Source organism: Pseudomonas cichorii, from assembly GCF_003700275.1.
Lineage (GTDB): Bacteria > Pseudomonadota > Gammaproteobacteria > Pseudomonadales > Pseudomonadaceae > Aquipseudomonas > Aquipseudomonas cichorii_B.
The window spans coordinates 68,784-74,783 of record NZ_RBRE01000003.1 but is presented as its reverse complement, the minus strand read 5'-3'; the positions used below and the strand labels follow the sequence as shown (position 1 = coordinate 74,783).

The window sequence follows — 6,000 nt, the reverse complement described above, 5'->3', positions numbered from 1 at the left end:
ATATTAAACACATTTTATGACTGCGTTTAAGTTATAGCACGTGGTGTGTCTCTTTATTCCTTATTCTCCTGTAGTCATCTCCTACAGAATAAGGGTGTCGGTTCTACTGGATATAAGATTTTTAATCGGGCCTCATAGGTGCTGCATTTATTTATTTTTAAATGTTTCTTACTGATGTTCGATTGATTTTTTAGAGGTGGGACTGTCATGGTTAGAGGTGTTGAACGTGAGGTCAAAGATTTAAGTCGACATTCGTCGATACGCAATGATCCCTTTGTCGAAGACTTCAATATGAATCTGGCGCAGCCGCATTCCAAATCGGTACGGCTTAATGGCCTGGCGACGTGTCTGCGTCTGGAAAAGGTTTACTGGAATATATTGTCGGCCATTGCCCGCTCCAATAACTGTTCCGTGAATGCAGTGCTTTCCTATATCGACAGGGAGGTTCATCTGCGTTACGGCGGTGTAAAGAACTTCAGCGGGCTGATCCGCGTTGTCTGTGTTGCCCACCTGCTGAAGGCCGATCTTGAGCAGGCCCAAGCCTGATATTTCTCCGGGTTCGCCTCTGGCGGGTCCTTTCGAGCGGTGTCGCAAGCCTGTAGCCCGGCACGAATACGAACTTATCCGGACAGGATGAGTTCGTTCGGCTGCACGGCCTCGATTAACTCTATATAATCCTTCGCCTTGCTGGCGGGCATGGCTCTGCGTAGCAGGTACCGGCTTGAACTGGATGCCGGTGCCTTGCACTATTGAGCGCAGGCCAGGAGCGAAAGCCCCACCGAATTTCGAATTACGAGAAGTGAACACACCATCATGATGCGCAGCCATTATTGCGGCCAACTGAACGAAAGTCTGGAAGGTCAGGAAATTACCCTTTGCGGATGGGTCCACCGTCGTCGTGACCACGGGGGCGTGATCTTCCTCGATATCCGCGACCGTGAAGGCATGGCCCAGGTAGTGTTCGATCCCGATCGTGCCGAGACCTTTGCCGCTGCCGACCGTGTGCGCAGCGAATATGTCGTCAAGGTCGTCGGCAAGGTGCGTGCCCGTCCGGCAGGTGCCGTCAATGCCAACATGGCTTCCGGTGCCATTGAAGTGCTGGGCTATGAGCTGGAAGTGCTCAACGAGTCGGAAACTCCTCCGTTCCCGTTGAACGAATACTCCGACGTCGGCGAAGAAACGCGCCTGCGTTATCGCTTCATCGATCTGCGTCGCCCGGAAATGGCCGAGAAGCTGCGTCTGCGTTCGCGCATCACCACCAGCATCCGTCGTTACCTGGATGACAACGGCTTCCTCGATGTCGAGACGCCGATCCTGACTCGCGCCACGCCTGAAGGCGCCCGCGACTATCTGGTACCAAGCCGCACACACCCAGGCAGTTTCTTTGCCTTGCCGCAGTCGCCACAGCTGTTCAAGCAACTGTTGATGGTGGCCGGCTTCGACCGTTACTACCAGATCGCCAAATGCTTCCGTGACGAAGACCTGCGTGCCGACCGTCAGCCTGAGTTCACCCAGATCGACATCGAGACCAGCTTCCTCAATGAAGAAGACATCATCGGTCTGACCGAGAAAATGGTTCGTCAGCTGTTCAAGGAAGTGCTGGATCTGGAATTCGGTGAGTTCCCGCACATGACCTTTGAAGAGGCCATGCGTCGTTATGGTTCCGACAAGCCGGACCTGCGCAACCCGCTGGAACTGGTCGATGTTGCCGATCAGCTAAAGGAAGTCGAGTTCAAGGTCTTCAGCGGTCCTGCCAACGATCCGAAGTGCCGTATTGCCGCCTTGCGCGTTCCAGGCGGGGCAAGTATTCCGCGCAAACAGATCGACGATTACACCAAGTTTGTCAGCATCTACGGTGCCAAAGGCCTGGCGTACATCAAGGTCAACGAGCGCGCCAACGGTGTTGATGGCCTGCAATCGCCAATCGTCAAGAACATCCCTGAGGCCAACCTCAATGTGATCCTCGATCGTGTTGGCGCGGTTGATGGCGATATCGTGTTCTTCGGCGCGGACAAGGCCAAGATCGTCAGCGAGGCCTTGGGCGCGCTGCGCATCAAGGTTGGTAACGACTTCAAGCTGCACACCTGCGAGTGGGCACCGATGTGGGTTGTCGACTTCCCGATGTTCGAAGAGAACGACGACGGCAGTTTCAGTGCGTTGCACCACCCCTTCACTGCGCCGAAGTGCACACCTGAAGAGCTGGAAGCCAACCCGGGCAAGGCATTGTCCCGCGCTTACGACATGGTGCTCAACGGTACCGAGCTGGGCGGCGGTTCGATCCGTATCCACCGCAAGGAAATGCAGCAGGCCGTATTCCGTCTGCTGGGTATCAACGAAGACGAGCAGCAGGAGAAGTTCGGCTTCCTGCTCGACGCCCTGAAGTACGGCGCACCGCCGCATGGTGGCCTGGCTTTCGGTCTGGACCGTCTGGTAATGCTGATGACCGGTGCCCAGTCGATCCGTGAAGTGATCGCTTTCCCGAAAACCCAGAGTGCTGCCGATGTCATGACCCAGGCTCCTGGTGTCGTGGATGCCAAGGCGCTGCGTGAACTGCACATTCGTCTGCGCGAGCAGCAGAAGGCCGAGTGATGTGGTGCAGGGCGCGTCCTTGATGCGCCCTGTCTTGCACGTGTCGGGCAAAAGCCTTTTACCTGCTCTGGTGGGTAAGAGGTGAAGGTGTTTCAAAAAGAATCTGGAGCGAGAAATGGCAGGTCATTCTAAGTGGGCGAACATCAAGCACCGCAAAGAGCGTCAGGATGCCAAGAAAGGCAAGATCTTCACCAAATGGATTCGTGAACTGACTGTCGCGGCCCGCCAGGGTGGCGGTGATCCGGGTTCCAACCCGCGTCTGCGTCTGGCACTGGACAAGGCGCTGGGTGCCAACATGACCCGTGACACCATCGACCGTGCCGTTGCGCGAGGTGTTGGCGCGGACGATGGCAATGATGTCGAGGAACTGGGTTACGAGGGTTACGGCCCTGGCGGTGTTGCAATCATGGTCGAGGCCATGACCGACAACCGTAACCGTACCGCCGCAGCCGTTCGTCATGCTTTCACCAAGTGTGGCGGAAACCTGGGGACTGACGGTTCCGTCGCCTATCTCTTCGATCGCAAGGGCCAGATATCCTTTGCTGCCGGTGTCGATGAAGACGCGCTGATCGAAGCGGCCATGGAAGCGGACGCCGATGATGTCGTGAGCAACGAAGATGGCAGCATCGACGTGTTCACCTCGTTCTCCGGTTTCTACGCCGTGCGCAATGCGCTGGAGGCGGCTGGCTTCAAGGCTGCCGATGCGGAAATCGTCATGTTGCCGACGACCAGCGCCGTGCTCGATCTGGAAACCGCAGAAAAGGTTCTCAAGCTGATCGACATGCTTGAAGACCTGGATGACGTGCAGAACGTCTATTCCAACGCGGAAATTCCCGATGACGTTCTGGAGCAGCTTGGCTGATTTCAGGTTGTCGGTTGTACATTGGAGGCCGGGGGCAGGCAGCGGTGATGATTTCACCGCTATCGGCCTCCGGCTTCTGCCTTTATGCTGCATCCATTGTTTTGCGTTAGTTCTCAAGCTGCGGGCGTTATGACTCTTATTCTTGGTATCGACCCCGGTTCGCGAATCACCGGTTATGGCGTTGTGCGTGATACCGGGCGTGGTTGTGTCTATGTGGCTTCAGGTTGTATCCGCACCGGGAGTGGTGAACTGCCGGAGCGGTTGCAGATTGTGTTTCGCGGTGTGCGTGAGGTCATCAAGACTTACGGCCCGGTCACCATGGGCATCGAAAAGGTGTTCATGGCGCGCAATGCCGATTCTGCGCTGAAACTGGGCCAGGCCCGGGGCGCGGCAATTGTGGCGGGTGCCGAGGAAGGTCTGGAGATTGCCGAGTACACGGCGACTCAGGTCAAGCAGGCGGTTGCCGGAACGGGTGGCGCCAACAAGGAGCAGGTGATGATGATGGTCATGCATCTGCTCAAGCTGACCCAGAAACCGCAGATCGATGCTTCCGATGCCCTGGCCATTGCACTGTGTCATGCACACACACGTTCGAGCCTGATTCCCCATGGGCTGGGGACTGCGCGCAGTCGCGGTGGGCGCTTGCGTCTCTGACTGCATCATTCGCATGCATATTTTTGCTTGCAGGTCTGGTGACTCCTGTGATGATGGTGTTCAAGTTTTTCGCACGGGCGATGCCAGCGGCTGGCAACACGAAAGGATCTGATACGTGATTGGACGTTTACGTGGCTTTCTCGCCGAGAAACAGCCACCGCATCTGGTACTGGACGTCAATGGCGTCGGCTATGAGCTGGAAGTACCCATGACAACGCTTTACCGGTTGCCGCATGTCGGCGAGCCGGTCACCTTGCATACCCATCTGGTGGTTCGCGAAGATGCGCATCTGCTCTATGGTTTTTTCGAGAAGCGCGAGCGTGAGCTGTTCCGTGAGCTGATCCGTCTAAATGGTGTCGGTCCGAAACTGGCGCTGGCGTTGATGTCCGGCCTGGAGGTCGACGAGCTGGTGCGTTGTGTTCAGGCGCAGGATACTTCGGCCCTGACCCGGATTCCGGGCGTCGGCAAGAAGACTGCCGAGCGTCTGCTGGTCGAGCTCAAGGATCGTTTCAAGGCCTGGGAGGCGTTGCCGGGCACCTTTACTCTGGTTTCCAATGGTCCCAATCAGGCCGAACCTGTGGCATCTGCCGAGTCGGATGCGGTGAGTGCACTGATTTCCCTGGGCTACAAACCTCAAGAGGCGAGCAAGGCCGTCTCAGCGATCAAGGAAAAAGACTTGAGCAGTGCCGATCTGATCCGACGTGCTTTGAAGGGGATGGGCTAAGTGATTGAAGCTGATCGCCTGATCACCGCCAGTGGCGGCCGTGATCGTGAGGAGCAACTGGACCGTGCCATTCGTCCTCTGAGCCTGTCCGACTATATCGGTCAGCCCGCCGTGCGTGAACAGATGGAGTTGTTCATCCAGGCCGCGCGTGGGCGTAACGAGTCGCTGGACCACACCTTGATCTTCGGCCCTCCGGGGCTGGGCAAGACTACCCTGGCCAATATCATTGCCCAGGAAATGTCGGTGTCGATCAAGAGTACGTCCGGACCTGTGCTTGAGCGGCCGGGTGATCTGGCTGCGATCCTGACCAATCTCGAACCCAACGACGTGCTGTTCATCGATGAAATCCATCGCTTGTCACCTATCGTCGAAGAGGTGCTGTATCCGGCAATGGAAGACTTCCAGCTCGATATCATGATTGGCGAAGGCCCTGCGGCCCGCTCGATCAAGCTCGATCTGCCGCCTTTCACGCTGGTGGGTGCGACCACTCGTGCAGGCATGCTGACCAACCCGTTGCGTGACCGTTTCGGTATCGTCCAGCGCCTGGAGTTCTACAACACTGCCGATCTGTCGACCATCGTCTCGCGTTCCGCCGGTATTCTGGGGCTGGTCATCGAGCCCGAAGGCGCCTTTGAAATTGCCCGCCGTGCGCGCGGAACCCCGCGTATCGCCAACCGCTTGCTGCGCCGCGTGCGTGATTTTGCCCAGGTTCGCAGTGATGGCCATATCACCCGGCAGACCGCCGACAAGGCCTTGAACCTGCTGGATGTCGACGAGCACGGTTTCGATCATCAGGACCGGCGCCTTCTGCTGACCATGATCGAGAAGTTCGATGGTGGCCCTGTCGGCGTCGATAGCCTGGCTGCGGCGATCAGTGAAGAGCGACACACCATTGAAGATGTGCTGGAACCCTATTTGATCCAGCAAGGCTATATCATGCGCACACCGCGTGGGCGGGTGGTTACCCGCCACGCCTACCTGCATTTCGGGTTGAATATTCCTTCCAGAATGGGGGAGATGGTTGCTCAGGAGGGTCTTGCGGATGGTGCGAGCGAATAATAGTGGCACTCAGCGATTTATTTGCAGTTTCGGTGGTCAGATTGCCAGCCTGAGGGCAGAAGCTATCAATAAGTGGCAAAACCATGAAAAACAGTTGCCTGACCCGATTGGC

At 56.9% G+C, this 6,000-nt stretch carries 6 protein-coding genes; all 6 read left to right on the top strand.

Annotation, left to right across the window (positions count from 1 at the left end; translation table 11 throughout):
* Positions 1 to 207: 207 nt before the first annotated feature.
* Positions 208 to 546: a ribbon-helix-helix domain-containing protein gene (locus ALQ04_RS00925; protein WP_122313791.1), complete on the top strand. Its 339-nt coding sequence runs from the start codon at positions 208 to 210 to the stop codon at positions 544 to 546.
* Positions 547 to 813: 267 nt separating this feature from the next.
* A complete protein-coding gene (aspS, locus tag ALQ04_RS00920; RefSeq protein ID WP_122313790.1) occupies positions 814 to 2,589 on the top strand; it encodes an aspartate--tRNA ligase in 1,776 nt (591 codons plus the stop codon).
* A 115-nt stretch (positions 2,590 to 2,704) separates the two neighbouring features.
* Entirely contained in the window at positions 2,705 to 3,451 is a 747-nt protein-coding gene (locus ALQ04_RS00915; protein ID WP_122313789.1) for a YebC/PmpR family DNA-binding transcriptional regulator, read from the top strand.
* A 129-nt stretch (positions 3,452 to 3,580) separates the two neighbouring features.
* Entirely contained in the window at positions 3,581 to 4,105 is a 525-nt protein-coding gene (gene ruvC, locus ALQ04_RS00910) for a crossover junction endodeoxyribonuclease RuvC (RefSeq protein WP_122313788.1), read from the top strand.
* A 115-nt stretch (positions 4,106 to 4,220) separates the two neighbouring features.
* Complete coding sequence (gene ruvA, locus ALQ04_RS00905) at positions 4,221 to 4,829, top strand: Holliday junction branch migration protein RuvA (protein WP_122313787.1); 609 nt, start codon at positions 4,221 to 4,223, stop codon at positions 4,827 to 4,829.
* The gene (ruvB, locus tag ALQ04_RS00900) at positions 4,830 to 5,888 is read left to right on the top strand and encodes a Holliday junction branch migration DNA helicase RuvB (protein ID WP_122313786.1); all 1,059 of its coding nucleotides are present in this window, start codon (positions 4,830 to 4,832) and stop codon (positions 5,886 to 5,888) included.
* The last annotated feature ends 112 nt before the right edge of the window (positions 5,889 to 6,000 follow it).

Bases quoted from the DNA above. Each gene is read 5' to 3' on its own strand.
- aspS (WP_122313790.1), top strand. From the start codon at position 814: ATGATGCGCAGCCATTATTGCGGCCAACTGAACGAAAGTCTGGAAGGT.
- ALQ04_RS00925 (WP_122313791.1), top strand. From the start codon at position 208: ATGGTTAGAGGTGTTGAACGTGAGGTCAAAGATTTAAGTCGACATTCG.
- ruvC (WP_122313788.1), top strand. From the start codon at position 3,581: ATGACTCTTATTCTTGGTATCGACCCCGGTTCGCGAATCACCGGTTAT.
- ALQ04_RS00915 (WP_122313789.1), top strand. From the start codon at position 2,705: ATGGCAGGTCATTCTAAGTGGGCGAACATCAAGCACCGCAAAGAGCGT.